We start from the raw sequence: 15,186 nt of genomic DNA, 5'->3' as shown, positions 1-15,186 counted from the left end.
GCGAGCAGTCCACAACCTGGGGGAGGTCGGCGACCGACCATGCACGTCACGCATCTGTCGCTGGCCGACTTCCGCTCGTACGCCCGGGTCGAAGTCCCGCTCGACCCGGGCGTCACCGCCTTCGTCGGCCCCAACGGCCAGGGCAAGACCAACCTCGTCGAGGCGGTCGGCTACCTTGCCACCCTCGGCAGCCACCGGGTCGCCTCCGACGCCCCCCTGGTGCGCATGGGCGCCGACCGCGCGGTGATCCGGGCGCAGATCAGGCAGGGCGAGCGGCAGCAACTGGTCGAGCTGGAGCTGAACCCCGGCAAGGCCAACCGGGCCCGCATCAACAGGTCCTCGCAGGTCAGACCCCGTGACGTGCTCGGCATCGTACGGACCGTGCTGTTCGCGCCCGAGGATCTCGCCCTGGTCAAGGGCGACCCCGGCGAGCGGCGCCGTTTCCTCGATGAGCTGATCACCGCCCGTTCCCCGCGCATGGCCGGCGTCCGCTCCGACTACGAGCGGGTGCTCAAGCAGCGCAACACCCTGCTGAAGTCGGCCGCCCTCGCCCGGCGGCACGGCGGCCGCTCCATGGACCTGTCCACCCTGGACGTCTGGGACCAGCATCTCGCCCGCGTGGGTGCCGAGTTGCTCGCCCAGCGCCTCGACCTGATCGCCGCGCTCCAGCCGCTCGCCGACAAGGCCTACGAGCAACTGGCCCCCGGCGGCGGCCCGATCGCCCTCGACTACAAGCCGTCGGCGCCCGGTGAGGCACACACGCGTGAGGATCTGTACGAGCAGTTGACGGCGGCGCTCGCCGAGGCGCGCAAGCAGGAGATCGAGCGGGGCGTCACCCTCGTGGGACCGCACCGGGACGATCTGCTACTCAAACTGGGCCAGTTGCCGGCCAAGGGGTACGCCTCGCACGGCGAGTCCTGGTCGTACGCGCTGGCGCTGCGCCTGGCCTCCTACGACCTGCTGCGCGCCGAGGGCAACGAACCGGTGCTGGTCCTCGACGACGTCTTCGCCGAGCTGGACACGCGCCGCCGGGAGCGGCTGGCCGAGCTGGTCGCGCCCGGCGAGCAGGTGCTGGTGACGGCCGCGGTCGACGACGACGTACCGCACGTGCTGGCGGGTACCCGGTTCTCCGTGGCGGACGGGACGGTGGAGCGCGTATGACGGATCGGGAACCCACCCCTGACAAGCCCGCCGAGCCCAGCGGCGTCGACCTCGCGCGCGTGGCGCTCAGGGCGGCGAAGGAAGCGGCACGCGCGCGGGGGGACGCGGCGCAGCAGAAGAAGCAGGCGCGGCGCGGGGGACTGCGCTCCGGCGCGCGCGCCGACGGACGCGACCCCATGGCGCTCGGCGCCGCGATCAACCGGCTGATCACCGAACGGGGTTGGGAGACGCCGGCCGCGGTGGGCGGGGTGATGGGCCGCTGGCCGCAGATCGTCGGCGAGGACGTGGCCAAGCACTGCGTGCCGGAGAAGTACGACGAGGACGAGCGGGTGCTCTTCGTGCGCTGCGACTCCACGGCCTGGGCGACGAATCTGCGCCTGCTGGCCCCCACCCTGGTCGCCCGGCTCAACGAGGACCTGGGGCACGGCGCGGTGCGGGTGATCAAGGTGAACGGCCCCAGTGGCCCCTCCCGTCGCTACGGCCCCCTGCGCGCCCCGGGCAGCACCGGACCCGGCGATACCTACGGGTGACAGACCTCACATCCGGGTCCCCCCGGCGGTGCCGTCGTACCGCCGGGGGGCGCCCTGTCGTACCACCGCACGCGGTTGCGAATCGCGACCTGACTCCCAAGTAGCCAGGGGTTGACAGCCGAAAGCGCTGAGTGCCTGCGTGAGCCTCTTGGAGCCCCGCTCCGCATATGGGGAGTCGGACGAGACCGGTTGAGGGCGCCACATGAGGACTCAGGTACCGGCAAACCCCCATCACTGTCGGCGCTACCGGTAGACTGGAAGCTAATCCCGCCCCATTCGTGGGGACCGTCCGGGAAAAGCTGAGCAACGCTGATCAAGGCTTACCAACGCAACATGCCGCAGCCGCTCCGGCAACCCGCCGACGAGCCCGGCTCGTGCTGTGCCAGAAAGGGCGCTTCGTGGCCGATTCCGGCAACCCCAACGAGAACATCCCGTCCACCGACGCCGGCGAGAACGGCGCGGTGACCTCGTCGAACGGCGAGGCCACCGCCTCGTACGACGCCAGCGCCATCACCGTCCTCGAGGGGCTGGACGCGGTCCGCAAGCGCCCCGGTATGTACATCGGTTCGACCGGTGAGCGGGGGCTGCACCACCTCGTGTACGAGGTCGTCGACAACTCGGTCGACGAGGCACTGGCCGGCTACGCGGACACCATCGACGTCACGATCCTCCCGGACGGCGGCGTGCGCGTCGTCGACAACGGCCGTGGCATCCCGGTGGGCATCGTCGCCTCCGAGGGCAAGCCGGCCCTCGAGGTCGTGCTGACCGTGCTGCACGCGGGCGGCAAGTTCGGCGGAGGCGGCTACGCGGTCTCCGGCGGTCTGCACGGCGTGGGTGTCTCCGTCGTGAACGCGCTGTCCTCGAAGGTCGCCGTCGAGGTGAGGACCGACGGCCACCGCTGGACGCAGGACTACAAGTTGGGCGTCCCGACGGCGCCGCTGGCCAAGCACGAGGCCACCGAGGAGACCGGCACCTCGGTCACCTTCTGGGCCGACCCGGACATCTTCGAGACCACCGAGTACTCCTTCGAGACGCTCTCGCGGCGCTTCCAGGAGATGGCGTTCCTCAACAAGGGTTTGACGATCAAACTCACTGACGAGCGCGAGTCGGCGAAGGCGACCTCCGGTGCCGACGAGGCCGGTGCGGACGAGAAGGCCGAGGTCAAGACCGTCACGTACCACTACGAGGGCGGCATCGTCGACTTCGTGAAGTACCTCAACTCCCGCAAGGGAGACGTGGTGCACAACACCGTCATCGATCTCGAGGCCGAGGACAAGGACAAGAGCCTGTCCCTCGAGGTCGCGATGCAGTGGAACAGCGGTTACAGCGAGGGCGTGTACTCCTTCGCCAACATCATCCACACGCACGAGGGCGGTACGCACGAGGAGGGCTTCCGCGCGGCCCTGACCTCGCTCATCAACAAGTACGCGCGCGACAAGAAACTGCTGCGCGAGAAGGACGACAACCTCACGGGTGACGACATCCGCGAGGGTCTGACCGCGATCATCTCGGTGAAGCTGAGCGAGCCGCAGTTCGAGGGTCAGACGAAGACCAAGCTCGGCAACACGGAGGCCAAGACCTTCGTGCAGCGGGCGGTCTACGAGCACCTCAACGACTGGCTGGACCGCAACCCGGTCGAGGCGGCGGACATCATCCGCAAGGGCATCCAGGCGGCCACCGCGCGCGTGGCGGCCCGAAAGGCCCGCGACCTGACCCGCCGCAAGGGCCTGCTGGAGTCGGCGTCGCTGCCGGGCAAGCTCTCCGACTGCCAGTCGAACGACCCGACCAAGTGCGAGATCTTCATCGTCGAGGGTGACTCCGCCGGCGGCTCGGCCAAGTCCGGCCGCAACCCGCAGTACCAGGCGATCCTCCCGATCCGCGGCAAGATCCTCAACGTCGAGAAGGCCAGGATCGACAAGATCCTGCAGAACCAGGAGATCCAGGCGCTGATCTCGGCCTTCGGCACCGGAGTTCACGAGGACTTCGACATCGAGAAGCTGCGCTATCACAAGATCATCCTGATGGCGGACGCCGACGTCGACGGGCAGCACATCAGCACCCTGCTGCTGACCTTCCTGTTCCGCTTCATGCGGCCGCTGGTCGAGGCCGGGCACGTGTTCCTGTCGCGTCCCCCGCTCTACAAGCTCAAGTGGGGCCGGGACGAGGTCGAGTACGCCTACTCCGACCGCGAGCGCGACGCCCTGGTGGAGCTCGGCCGGCAGCGCGGCAAGCGCATCAAGGAAGACACCATCCAGCGCTTCAAGGGCCTCGGTGAGATGAACGCCGAGGAGCTGCGTGTGACGACCATGGACCAGGAGCACCGCGTGCTCGGCCAGGTCACCCTCGACGACGCCGCCCAGGCCGACGACCTGTTCTCGGTGCTGATGGGCGAGGACGTCGAGGCCCGGCGCCAGTTCATCCAGCGCAACGCCAAGGACGTCCGCTTCCTCGACATCTGAGTCGGTCTCAGCTGACCGCACCAGGAAGGATCTTCACCAGCAATGGCCGACGAGAACACTCCTGTCACCCCTGAAGAGGGCGGCGACATCGTGATGCGCATCGAGCCCGTCGGGCTCGAGACGGAGATGCAGCGCTCGTACCTGGACTACGCGATGTCCGTCATCGTGTCCCGTGCGCTGCCCGACGTCCGGGACGGTCTCAAGCCCGTCCACCGTCGCGTCCTGTACGCCATGTACGACGGCGGCTACCGCCCCGAGCGCGGCTTCTACAAGTGCGCCCGTGTCGTCGGCGACGTCATGGGCAGCTACCACCCGCACGGCGACTCCTCGATCTACGACGCGCTGGTCCGTCTCGCGCAGCCGTGGTCGATGCGGATGCCGCTGGTGGACTCCAACGGCAACTTCGGCTCTCCGGGCAACGACCCGGCGGCGGCCATGCGCTACACCGAGTGCAAGATGGCGCCGCTGTCGATGGAGATGGTCCGTGACATCGACGAGGAAACCGTCGACTTCATGGACAACTACGACGGCCGCTCCCAGGAGCCGACCGTCCTGCCCGCCCGGTTCCCGAACCTGCTGATCAACGGCTCGGCCGGTATCGCGGTCGGCATGGCCACCAACATCCCGCCGCACAACCTGCGCGAGGTCGCGGCCGGCGCCCAGTGGTACCTGGAGAACCCGGAGGCCTCGCACGAGGAGCTCCTGGACGCCCTGATCGAGCGCATCAAGGGCCCCGACTTCCCCACCGGCGCCCTGGTGGTGGGCCGCAAGGGCATCGAGGAGGCCTACCGCACGGGCCGCGGCTCGATCACCATGCGCGCGGTCGTCGAGGTCGAGGAGATCCAGAACCGCCAGTGCCTGGTGGTCACGGAACTGCCCTACCAGGTCAACCCCGACAACCTCGCGCAGAAGATCGCCGACCTGGTGAAGGACGGCAAGATCGGCGGCATCGCGGACGTCCGCGACGAGACGTCCTCGCGCACCGGCCAGCGCCTGGTCATCGTGCTCAAGCGGGACGCGGTCGCCAAGGTCGTGCTGAACAACCTCTACAAGCACACGGACCTGCAGACCAACTTCGGCGCCAACATGCTGGCGCTGGTCGACGGCGTGCCGCGCACCCTGTCGCTGGACGCGTTCATCCGGCACTGGGTCGCGCACCAGATCGAGGTCATCGTCCGCCGTACGCGCTTCCGGCTGCGCAAGGCCGAGGAGCGGGCGCACATCCTGCGCGGCCTGCTGAAGGCCCTGGACGCCATCGACGAGGTCATCGCGCTGATCCGGCGCAGTGAGACCGTCGAGATCGCGCGCACGGGCCTGATGGACCTCCTGGAGATCGACGAGATCCAGGCCAACGCCATCCTCGAGATGCAGCTGCGCCGGCTCGCGGCCCTGGAGCGGCAGAAGATCGTCCAGGAGCACGACGAACTCCAGGCGAAGATCAACGAGTACAACGAGATCCTGGCCTCCCCGGTCCGCCAGCGCGGCATCGTCAGCGAGGAACTCGCCGCGATCGTCGAGAAGTACGGTGACGACCGCAAGACCATGCTGGTGCCCTACGACGGCGACATGTCCATCGAGGACCTCATCGCCGAGGAGGACATCGTCGTCACCGTCTCGCGCGGCGGCTACGTCAAGCGCACCAAGACGGACGACTACCGCGCCCAGAAGCGCGGCGGCAAGGGCGTGCGCGGCACGAAGCTGAAGGAAGACGACATCGTCGACCACTTCTTCGTCTCCACCACGCACCACTGGCTGCTGTTCTTCACCAACAAGGGCCGGGTCTACCGGGCGAAGGCGTACGAGCTTCCCGACGCCGGCCGTGACGCGCGCGGCCAGCACGTGGCGAACCTGCTCGCCTTCCAGCCGGACGAGGCGATCGCCGAGATCCTCGCCATCCGCGACTACGAGGCGGCGCCCTACCTGGTGCTGGCCACCAAGGGCGGTCTGGTCAAGAAGACGCCTCTGAAGGATTACGATTCTCCCCGTTCCGGCGGTGTCATCGCCATCAACCTCCGGGAGACGGAGGACGGTTCCGACGACGAACTGATCGGTGCCGAACTCGTCTCGCCCGAGGACGATCTGCTTCTGATCAGCAAGAAGGCGCAGTCGATCAGGTTCACCGCGACCGATGAGGCACTGCGGCCCATGGGGCGCGCCACCTCGGGTGTCAAGGGCATGAGTTTCCGTGAGGGAGACCAGCTGCTCTCGATGAATGTTGTTCGACCCGGTACGTTCGTGTTCACTGCCACAGACGGTGGGTACGCGAAGCGGACCGCCGTCGACGAGTACCGCGTCCAGGGTCGCGGCGGTCTGGGTATCAAGGCCGCCAAGATCGTCGAGGACCGCGGCTCGCTCGTCGGCGCGCTGGTGGTCGAGGAGACCGACGAGATCCTCGCCATCACACTGTCGGGCGGCGTGATTCGTACGCGAGTCAACGAGATCAGGGAGACGGGCCGTGACACCATGGGCGTCCAACTGATCAACCTGGGCAAGCGCGATGCCGTCGTCGGTATCGCTCGTAACGCCGAGGCGGGACGCGAGGCGGAGGAAGTCGACGGCGACGTGGCCGTGGACGAGACCGCGGAGGGTGCCGTGACCACCGGCACGGACGAGGGTGAGGCGCCCTCGGCCGAGTAGCACGAGGAGAGAGTCATCGTGAGCGGAGCCACGGGCGCCGGATCGGCCGGTACCCCCACGGGTACGGAAACGGACGGCGGCGGCCGTGGCTCCGCCGCGCGTGCGTCCGATCCGCACACGACTCAACTGCGCAAGGTGGAGGTGGAACCGACCAGTCCGCCCTCTGCCGACGCGCATGGATCACAGGGGGGAACTGTGACGGACACCCGGGGCGCGCAAGCTCAGCAGCCGCCCGGAGCGGGCCAGGCCAAGCACCAGCCGCCGGCCCAGCCGGCGCCGCCGCAGCAGTCGGCCTCCCCGCTCCCCGGCGAGCGGCAGCAGCAGCAGCCCGCCGGGCCCTACCACCCGCCGCAGGCCTACCCGAGCCAGACGCAGCCGGCCACCGGCGCCGTACGCCGTCCTCGTACCGGCGCGCGCACCACGCCCCGCATCCGCAAGGCACGTCTGCGCGTGGCGAAGGCCGATCCGTGGTCGGTGATGAAGGTGAGCTTCCTGCTCTCCATCGCGCTCGGCATCTGCACGATCGTGGCGTCCGCCGTGCTGTGGATGGTCATGGACGCGATGGGCGTGTTCTCGACGGTCGGCGGCACCATCTCGGAGGCGACCGGCTCCAACGAGTCCAACGGCTTCGACCTGCAGTCCTTCCTGTCGCTGCCGCACGTCCTGATGTTCACGTCGATCATCGCGGTGATCGACGTCGTCCTCGCGACGGCACTCGCGACCCTCGGCGCGTTCATCTACAACCTGTCCGCGGGCTTCGTCGGAGGCGTCGAACTGACGCTCGCCGAGGACGAGTGAGGGTCCCGCTCCGCGGAGCGGGAGTATCGATTTTGGGACTGCCCACGTCGTGCGCTAATCTTCAGGAGTCAGCGCGCGGGACACACACCGCAGAGCGCGGCGGGGCTATAGCTCAGTTGGTTAGAGCGCATCCCTGATAAGGATGAGGCCACAGGTTCAAATCCTGTTAGCCCCACCAGCGAAAAGACCCCCAGTCCATTTGGGCCGGGGGTCTTTCGCGTCTCCGGGTGACACCCACGCGTTCCTGGAGGACACCGACCGGAGCGGGTACGAAAACGCCCGACCGCTGGCGACGGGGGATGCACCAGCGGTCGGGCTATGGCCAAGGGTAACAAGGTCGGTTGTCCGGCGGGAGCCAACTGCTCGGGGCGAACCGAGAGTTGTGATCCGGATCACCGGGTTCCGCCTTCAGTCCTCCGCACACGGAGGGTCGTACGAGAGCCGCGGCAGGTACTCGTGCCACTTCTCCGGTGTCAGTACGCCGCGGGTGGTGGAGCAGATGTGGCGTACGGCGCTGTCGACGTCGAGGTTCCACAGGCGCACGGTGTCGGCGCCGCTGGAGACGCCGAGGAGATGGCTTCTGGGGCTGAAAGCAAGGAAGTTGCCGGTCTTGGCGTTCGGGCTCATCGACTGGCCGATGGGCGCCGCGTCCGCAGGCTCGGCGACGTTCCACAGCCGCACGGTGTTGTCGTTGCCGCCACTCGCCAGGGTGCGGCCGTTCCGGCTGAACGTCAGGGACACCACCGCCTCGGTGTGGCCGGTGAGCGGGGAGCCCAGGATCCTCGCCCGGGACGGGTCGGTGACGTTCCACAGGCGGACCGTGTCGTCGTCGCTGCCACTGGCCAGGGTGTGGCCGTCCGGGCTGTAGGCGAGCGTGTTGACGGGGCCCAGATGCCCGGTGAGCGGAGAGCCCGTCAGGCGCGGCCGCCGGGGGTCGGTGACGTTCCACAGACGTACGGTGCCGTCCGCGCTGCCGCTGGCGAGGGTGCGGCCGTCGGGGCTGTAGGCGAGGGCGTTGACGTAGCCGGTGTGGCCGGTGAGGGGCTTGCCCAGCCGGCGGGGGTGGGCCGGGTCGCCGATGTCCAACAACTGGATGGTCCGGTCGTCGTGGTCGACCGCCAGCGTGCGCCCGTCGGGGCTGAGTGCCAGCGCGTCGGCGCCGGCGTACCGGGTCAGCAGTTCGACGGCGGGGCCGTACGGGACGGGGTGCGCGGGATCGGCGACGTTCCACAGCTCGACCGAGTTCGTGGTTCCCGTCAGCGCGATGAGGGTGCGGTCGTCGGGGGAGAACACCATCGAGCGGGGGGTGCGGTCCTTGGTCGCGAAGGGCTCGCCCAGCGCCACGGGGCGGGCCGGCTCCGTCACGTTCCACAGCCGGATCCTGCCGTCCTCCGCGGCGGTGGCCAGCACCTTCCCGTCCCGGCTGAACGCCCCGATCCGGCCGATCATGTCCGACGCCGGTATCGACCACAGACGGACCTTGCTGTCACCGCTGCCGGTGGCCAGCGTCCGCCCGTCGGGGCTGAAGCCGACGGCGTACATCTCACCGCTGCTGCCCGCGAGCGGCTCCCCGACCTGCGAGGGGTAGGCGGGATTGCTGACGTTCCACAGGCTCGCCGTGCTGTCCGCGCTGCCCGCCGCGATCATCGAGCCGTCCGGGCTGAAGGCCACGGACCACACAGGGCCGGTGTGGCCGATCAGGGGGTCGCCGAGGGAGCTCGGGTGCTCCCGGTCGGCGACGTTCCACATCCGGACCGTGTCGTCCGAGCTGCCGCTGGCGAGAGTCCTGCCGTCGGGGCTGAAGGCGACGGAGTGCACGGTCTGGGTGTGGCCGGTGAGGGGCGTGCCCACGGATCGCGGATCCCGCGGATCGCTCACGTCCCACAGGCGTACCGTGTCGTCGTCGCCGCCGGACGCCAGGGTCCTGCCGTCCCGGCTGAACGCGATCGAACGAACCGAGTCGGTGTGCCCCTTCAGCGTGGTGAGCGAGACAGGGCGGCGAGGGTCGGTCACGTTCCACAGCCGTACGGTGTGGTCCTCGTCGGCGGTGGCAAGCGTGTGCCCGTCGGGGCTGAAGGCGGCCAGGAAGATCGTGCCGTCGTGTCCCGTCACCGGCGGGCCCAGGGAGCGCGGGTGGCGCGGGTCGCTGACGTCCCACAGCCGTACGGTGCCGTCGTCCCCGGCGCTTGCCAGTGTGCGGCCGTCCGGGCTGAAGACAGCGCTGCTCACCCAGCTCGTGTGACCGGTGAGGGGCTTGCCCAGCGGCTTGGGCCGGGTCCGGTCGCTGACGTCCCACAACCGGACCGTGTGGTCGTAGCTGGCGGTGGCCAGCAGCCGTCCGTCCGGGCTGAAGGTGGTCAGGTAGACGGCGCCGGTGTGGCCGAGGAGCGGTGTGGCCAGGGGCGCGTTCACGATGGAGATCAGGCGATTGCGCGTGCCCTTGTCGTTTCCGCGCAGCCGGTGGGCGACCAGGTCGAGCTGGGCCGACAGCGAGGGGTCCGCGGCCTGGACGCGGTCGGCCTCGGCGAGGACCTGCTGGAAGACGGCGTCGTCGCGCTGCTGTCGGGCGACGACGGCGGAGCCGACGGCCACGACGGCGAGTACGACCAGCGCCGAGACGGCGGCGCGGCTGATCAGCAGGGTGCGCTTGCGCAGCCGCACGGAGGCGGCGAGGAAGTCCACCGCGCTGCGGGTCAGGAAGGTGTCACCCGCCGATCCGGCCCAGCCGCGGGCCTGCTCCAGCCGGGAGCCCCGGTACAGCAGTGAGGAGTCCCGGGCGGAGGCCTCCCAGGCCCGGCCGTCCTCCTCCAACTGCTGGCGCAGCAGGTTGCCGTTCCTGTCCTCGTCGATCCAGTCCCGCAGCCGCGGCCAGGCGTGCAGCAGCGCCTCGTGGGTGATCTCGACCGTCTCCGCGTCCAGGGTCACCAGCCGGGCGCGCACCAGGGCCTCGAGCGACTCCTCCGTCGCTGCGGGGTCCGTCGACTCCCGGGCCAGCTGGCGCCGGGTCCCGCGCCGCCGGGTGGCCTGGGTGTCCTCGCCGAGCCGCACCAGCCTCAGCAGCAGCAGTCGCGCGGCCGCTCGGGCCGCCGGGTCCAGGCCGGACCAGGCGCGCTCGGCGGTCGCCGCCACCGCGCCCTGGATGCCGCCGGCCGCCCGGTAGCCGGCCAGCGTCAGCCGCCCCGCCTTGCGCCGCTGCCAGGTGGCGAGCAGGGCGTGGGACAGCAGGGGCAGCACACCGGCGTCATGTGCCCCACGGGGCCCGTCGGCGCTCACCTCGCGCACGATCAGCTCTGCCAGCCCCGGCTCCAGCTCCAGTCCGACGGCCTTGGCGGGACCGGTGACCGCCTCGCGCAGTTCCGCGGTGGTGAGCGGGCCGAGCACCATGTGCCGGTGCTGCAGCGCGTCGGCCAGCTCGGGATGGGAGAGGCACTGCTCGTAGAAGTCGGCGCGGATGCCGAGGACCACGAGGACGGGCGCCGCCTCGTCGGGGCCCGCGGGTGAGCAGGCGGCGCTCAGGGTCTGTACGAAGGTGCGGCGGGCCGTTTCGTCCGAGCAGAGGGTGAAGGACTCCTCGAACTGGTCGACGATGACGACCGGGCGGCTCATGCCGGAGCTCTCCCGCTTGCCCCAGACCGCGACGGCCTCCCGCACGTCCAGGGTGAACTCCTCGGTCCCCGGCTCCGCCGCGGCGAGGACGTCCGCGAGCTCCGGTATCCGTCCGGTCAGCTCCCGGAGGGGGTCCGCCCCCGGCACGAACTGGACGACCGTCGTCGTGCCGATGCCCTCGTCCCTCAGCACGCCGTTCTGCACGGCGGGCACCAGGCCGGCGTTCAGCAAGGAGGACTTCCCCGCCCCGGAAGCCCCGACGAGCATGATCAGCCCGCCTGTCCGCTCCACCGCACGGAGCTGGTCGACGAGGGAGTCGGTGCTCCGCTCCCGGCCGAAGAACCAGCGGGCGTCCTGCTCGCGATAGGAAGCCAGACCCCGGTACGGACACACCCCGGTGACGGCGGGAGCCTCGGTCGGGGGCCCTTCCTCCACGGCTGTCGGTGTGGCGGGCCGCTCCCCGGCCGGGTCGGCCACCGCGCGCTCCCACAGGCGCTGCCACTGAGCCATGTCGTACAGCCCCGCGGACACCGGAGCGGGCCGCGTTCGGCGGGCCTGGGGGATCAGGATGTGCAGCACCGCGGCGAGGGCGGCGAACTGGGCCGGCACGTTCTTCGCCCGTCGCCAGTCGCTGATCCGCTGGGCGGACACCCGCACGGGCCGCCCTCGCTCGTCCACCCGCTGCAGCTGTACGACCGCCTCGGCGACGCGCGCCAGGGGAGGATTACCGGCCTCCTTGTACAGCAGCGCGAGCCGTTCCGCGAAGGCTGTACGTGCCCCTGAGTCGGGACTCAAGGCCTCCACCCCTAACCTCCCCCGCGTTCGACTTCCGGACCGGAAAACTCACTTTATACGGCTGACCTGCGGTTTAAGGCAGCGGAAGGTGACCGGAATCTCCTCGTCGGCGCACCGAACTGGCAGGATCCCGACCGGGTAGCCAACCCATCACGCTTCGTCCACGCAGGCCATCGGCTCAGCGTTCGGAGGGGCAGCGCATGGCGCCATCGGTTCTCGGCCAGCTTTCGCCGGGAGAACCGGAGGGTGGCGCCGCCCCGGGTCGGCTGAGTCCGAGAGATCCGTGGCGTTCGGCGCCGGTCCCCACGAGGGGAGGGACCGGCGCCGAACGGCGCGGCACCCGGGGATGCGCCCGCCGATGTTTCACGTGAAACCCGATGTTTCACGTGAAACACGGCCTGGCTCCGGGTGCCCGCTTCACATCCACCCCGCCTCGAAAGCCGCGACCACCGCGAATTTCTCAGCTTCGTCGGCAGTCGCATTGAGGGCGATGTCTCGGCCCGCCGCTACTCCGCCGGCCGCGACCGCCGCGGCCCGCGAGGCGGCGAGAGCGGCCCGCAATGCGGCGAGGGATCCGTCACCGTCCGCCGCTTGGGCCACCTGAGCGGCCAGTGCGGCCGTGGCGGCCGCGTTCCGTGCGCAGCGGGCGTCGGCGGCCGGGTCGGCGGTGCCGGCGGTGAGCGCGTCGAGCGACTGGGCACAGAGGCGCAGGGCGTGGGCGGCCCGCCCGACAGGGCTCTTCGGCACGAGTTCGGCGTCGGACTGGTCCACTCCGGCGTGCCGGCACGCGGCCACGGCGCGGTCGTACGCACTCCGCGCGCGAGTGCGGTGTGCCGTGCGGAGCGACTCCGCGGACCTCGTCGTACCCACCTCTTCGACTTCGCTCATCTCCGCCTCCCTGATCAGGACGTGCACTCGTCCTGCCCGCCCCCGAAGCCGGGTGTCGCCGTGTGCAGGGGCAGCAGGCGCGGGCAGGGTGACATGCCGGGCGTGAAGAGAACAGGCGGACGGAAGGGCGGCCTGGTTATCTGACGGGTCGTCAGCTATGGTCACCCTGCCGTGCAGCCTCCGAAGGGGTGATTTACGTGGAGACCCGTCCCGAGAGTCCGCAGCCGACCGGCGTCCCGCGCTGGGTCGCGCTGACCTACCGGCCCTCCTCGGCCTCCTGGCAGACGTGCGCCGAATCACCCCACCGCGCCCCCGTCCAGTACGCCCTCGGCGAGATGGCGCACACGGTACGCGCGCGTGGAGAGGACCTGACGGTCAGTCTGTGGGGCCCGAAGGACGGATCCTGGCAGCGCTACGACGTCTCCACGGCCACAGCCACGGCCACGGCGCCCGCCGCGACGCCCGAGGCTCCTCCCACGGGCCCGGAGAAGCCGAGCAGGCTCACGGAGCGCATGGACGACCGCCGGCAGCAGGTCATCATGGCCGGCCTGGGCAAGGCGGGACTCTACGACCTCACGCAGGACGACTGGGCGGCCGTGGAGGCCGTCGTGGACCGGCTCGACGAGACGACCGTGCGCCGGGTCGCCCAGTGGCTCGCGTCGGCGGGACGTGCGCAGGGAGCTCAGGACGCCGAATAGCTCCAGCCGAGGGAGGCGAGAGCCCGTGCCCTCTCCTCCACCACCGCCATGCGCGCCGCCCGCTCGGCTGGGTCCACATGCGCCGCCTGCCCGGTCACCTGTCCCTCCCACTTCCGGTAGAGGAGCCCCGGCTCGCGGGTGAACCAGCCCCGGCTCACGCCGTTCAGCGCCAGCAGCAGTCCTGTGTCCTCGGAGGCGGGCAGGGCCATCCACCCGCCGAGCGCCAGCAGCAGGTCCCGTCGGACGAAGAGGGTCGCGGGGTGGACCTGGGCGCGGAAGTCGTTCGCCCGCCAGAAGTCGAGCACGGTCCCGCGCTCGACGGGGCCCTCGTCGGGGTCGTCCGCAAAGCCGACGGTCGAACCGTCCGGCAGCAGGTCCAGGGCGCGTGACGTCGCCCAGCCGAGGGTGGGGTCGGCTTCGAGAGCCGCGAGGTCGCGCGCCAGCGCCCCCGCCGTGAGCAGGTCGTCGGCGTCCAGCACTTTGACGTACGCGGCCTCGGTGTGGGCGAGGGCGATGGTCCGGGCGACTCCCGGGCCGCCGGGCCGCCCCTGGAGAAAGGTCACCCGCTCGTCGTCGGGGACGCAGGGGCGCACCGCGTCCGTCCTGCCGTCCTCCTGGACCACCCAGTGCCATTCCCAGCCCTCGGGGAGCTCCTGGGCGCACAGAGACTTGTAGGCGTCCCCCAATAACTCGGCCGATGGGGGATGGACGGCGGTGACGACGAGGATGTGGGGCATGGGCCCAGGCTACGGGCCGCCCAGAGGGGGCGATCAAGGGTGCACCACGACGTGAGGACCTCCGGCCGGCATACGGCTGGAGGTCTTCAACAGGCGGTTGTGTGTACGCAAGTTCGCCGTTACGTCGGGTGCGTCGGGGAGGGAGAAGAGGCGTTGATTCTCAGTTCTGAAGAGGGTCGGCCGGTATCGAAGACGATCGGCCAGTGGCGAAGAGGAGCGGTGTCTCAGCGCTGAAGGGGAGCCGTGGCGAGGTCCGCCGGGGCGCAGAGGGGGGTGGCCTGCTCGGGCAGAAGGGTCTCGGCGCTCGCGTCGGCGTCCGTGCGGGGACGGTGGCGGCAGCTCGGTGACTTGCCGTGGGCCTCGGCCCGGATGCGCTGCTTCATCGTGGGGGGCAGGGCTCGTGCGAAGAACCAGGACCAGTGCTGGGACGGTGTTGGCATCGTCACGTGGTGCGCGGTCCCGCTCGTGCTGTTGCCGGTCGCCTCGGTCTGCGCTACGGCCGCGGTGGCGGTCGACGTGGCGAGTCCGAGCGCCGCACACAGCGCGAAGAAGACGGTGACGATGGTGCTCCACAGCTTCATGACCTGGTTCCGGGCCATGGCCCCTCACTTTCGGGTTGGGCGATTTGCGTACTTTCCTCATGATGTGTATGGGGGCCGTGAAATGGTGGACCGACGCCCGTGGCGCGTCGATCTTCGGATGAACACCACTCGGATGGGTGCAAACAGCCAGAAAAGTGGAGAAGAATCACCTAAGAGGGATCAAAGTAACCGTCCGTGGAGGTGTGATCACCCTCAGATCGGAGCGGTCGGCTCCGGTTCTACTGCGGTTTCGGGACCGGGAGTTGAGGCCGGACGCAGGTCACCGATCGATATCG

Annotated in this window: 10 protein-coding genes and 1 tRNA gene; 7 read left to right on the top strand and 4 right to left on the bottom strand. The window is 70.0% G+C overall.

The window, feature by feature from the left end:
- Positions 1-39: 39 nt before the first annotated feature.
- The 6 genes from recF (at position 40) to ACWCQ1_RS08285 (ending at position 7,763) form a co-directional block, all read left to right on the top strand.
- The gene (gene recF, locus ACWCQ1_RS08310) at positions 40-1,161 is read left to right on the top strand and encodes a DNA replication/repair protein RecF (protein ID WP_133048365.1); all 1,122 of its coding nucleotides are present in this window, start codon (positions 40-42) and stop codon (positions 1,159-1,161) included.
- Entirely contained in the window at positions 1,158-1,691 is a 534-nt protein-coding gene (locus ACWCQ1_RS08305; protein ID WP_133048366.1) for a DUF721 domain-containing protein, read from the top strand. The genes recF and ACWCQ1_RS08305 overlap by 4 nt, the downstream gene beginning before the upstream one ends.
- A 374-nt stretch (positions 1,692-2,065) precedes the next feature.
- Positions 2,066-4,150, top strand: a complete 2,085-nt coding sequence (gene gyrB / locus ACWCQ1_RS08300) for a DNA topoisomerase (ATP-hydrolyzing) subunit B (RefSeq protein ID WP_208780327.1) — start codon at positions 2,066-2,068, stop codon at positions 4,148-4,150.
- 42 nt (positions 4,151-4,192) lie between these two features.
- A complete protein-coding gene (gyrA, locus tag ACWCQ1_RS08295) occupies positions 4,193-6,787 on the top strand; it encodes a DNA gyrase subunit A (protein WP_358600609.1) in 2,595 nt (864 codons plus the stop codon).
- A gap of 18 nt (positions 6,788-6,805) precedes the next feature.
- Positions 6,806-7,585 (top strand): DUF3566 domain-containing protein, encoded by a 780-nt coding sequence (locus ACWCQ1_RS08290; protein WP_451026087.1) that lies wholly within the window; start codon positions 6,806-6,808, stop codon positions 7,583-7,585.
- Positions 7,586-7,686: 101 nt separating this feature from the next.
- Positions 7,687-7,763: transfer RNA gene (locus ACWCQ1_RS08285), tRNA-Ile, on the top strand.
- 230 nt (positions 7,764-7,993) lie between these two features.
- Here the strand turns inward: ACWCQ1_RS08285 and ACWCQ1_RS08280 are convergent.
- Together ACWCQ1_RS08280 and ACWCQ1_RS08275 are read right to left on the bottom strand one after the other, a co-directional pair.
- Positions 7,994-11,995 (bottom strand): nSTAND1 domain-containing NTPase, encoded by a 4,002-nt coding sequence (locus tag ACWCQ1_RS08280; RefSeq protein ID WP_451026086.1) that lies wholly within the window; start codon positions 11,993-11,995, stop codon positions 7,994-7,996.
- A 408-nt stretch (positions 11,996-12,403) separates the two neighbouring features.
- Entirely contained in the window at positions 12,404-12,874 is a 471-nt protein-coding gene (locus ACWCQ1_RS08275; protein WP_358600618.1) for a hypothetical protein, read from the bottom strand.
- Between the two features lie 197 nt (positions 12,875-13,071).
- Between ACWCQ1_RS08275 and ACWCQ1_RS08270 the strand changes: the two genes are divergently transcribed.
- Positions 13,072-13,572 carry a hypothetical protein gene (locus ACWCQ1_RS08270; RefSeq protein ID WP_358600621.1) on the top strand — a complete coding sequence of 167 codons (501 nt, stop codon included), beginning with the start codon at positions 13,072-13,074 and terminating at the stop codon, positions 13,570-13,572.
- Here the strand turns inward: ACWCQ1_RS08270 and ACWCQ1_RS08265 are convergent.
- Positions 13,557-14,309, bottom strand: a complete 753-nt coding sequence (locus tag ACWCQ1_RS08265) for a glycosyltransferase family 2 protein (RefSeq protein ID WP_358600623.1) — start codon at positions 14,307-14,309, stop codon at positions 13,557-13,559. The two genes, ACWCQ1_RS08270 and ACWCQ1_RS08265, sit on opposite strands and share 16 nt — an antisense overlap.
- Positions 14,310-14,533: 224 nt before the next feature.
- Positions 14,534-14,908, bottom strand: coding sequence for a DUF6344 domain-containing protein (locus ACWCQ1_RS08260; RefSeq protein WP_358600626.1), 375 nt, complete (start codon positions 14,906-14,908; stop codon positions 14,534-14,536).
- Positions 14,909-15,186 lie beyond the last annotated feature (278 nt).

Source organism: Streptomyces sp. NPDC002144, assembly GCF_053593695.1.
Note: the sequence above shows the minus strand (reverse complement) of the source record. Positions and strands in the feature narration are given on the sequence as shown.

What these genes read in the sequence shown, in the direction of transcription:
- recF (WP_133048365.1), top strand. Translation starts at nt 40, where the DNA reads ATGCACGTCACGCATCTGTCGCTGGCCGACTTCCGCTCGTACGCCCGG.
- ACWCQ1_RS08305 (WP_133048366.1), top strand. Translation starts at nt 1,158, where the DNA reads ATGACGGATCGGGAACCCACCCCTGACAAGCCCGCCGAGCCCAGCGGC.
- gyrA (WP_358600609.1), top strand. Translation starts at nt 4,193, where the DNA reads ATGGCCGACGAGAACACTCCTGTCACCCCTGAAGAGGGCGGCGACATC.
- ACWCQ1_RS08275 (WP_358600618.1), bottom strand. Translation starts at nt 12,874, where the DNA reads ATGAGCGAAGTCGAAGAGGTGGGTACGACGAGGTCCGCGGAGTCGCTC.
- ACWCQ1_RS08265 (WP_358600623.1), bottom strand. Translation starts at nt 14,309, where the DNA reads ATGCCCCACATCCTCGTCGTCACCGCCGTCCATCCCCCATCGGCCGAG.
- ACWCQ1_RS08260 (WP_358600626.1), bottom strand. Translation starts at nt 14,908, where the DNA reads ATGGCCCGGAACCAGGTCATGAAGCTGTGGAGCACCATCGTCACCGTC.